A 411-nucleotide genomic window follows, 5' to 3' on the forward strand; every position below is an offset into this window, starting at 1 on the left:
CGCCGCGCGGTGTGGAGCGCCATCGACCGCCGCCGCGCGGAGCACGGCACCACCGTCGTCCTGGTCACCCACAACGTCATCGAGGCCGAGACCGTGCTCGACCGCGTCGCCGTCCTGGACGCGGGCCGCGTCATCGCCTGCGACACCCCCGGCGGACTGAAGTCCCTGGTCGGGGACGAGGTACGGCTCGACCTGGTGTGGCGTGAGCAACCGCCCACCGCCGAACCCTCCCTGCTGCGCCTCCGCGAACAGGCCCGGGTCTCGGGCCGGCGCTGGACCCTGCGGCTGCCGCCGGAGAGAGCCCGCGCCGCCGTCACCGCCGTGACCACCGGCCCCGCGTTCACCGCGCTGGACGACTTCACCCTGGCCACCCCCAGCCTGGAGGACGTCTACCTGGCACTCGGCGGGCGC

1 protein-coding gene is annotated in these 411 nt (G+C 75.2%); it reads left to right on the forward strand.

The annotated features are described in order from the left end of the window. Positions 1–411 (forward strand): ATP-binding cassette domain-containing protein (locus E0D90_RS26100; protein ID WP_498072974.1); only part of this gene is annotated, 411 nt, incomplete at both ends.

Source organism: Streptomyces otsuchiensis (assembly GCF_004305975.1).
GTDB classification, from domain to species: Bacteria; Actinomycetota; Actinomycetes; order Streptomycetales; family Streptomycetaceae; genus Streptomyces; species Streptomyces otsuchiensis.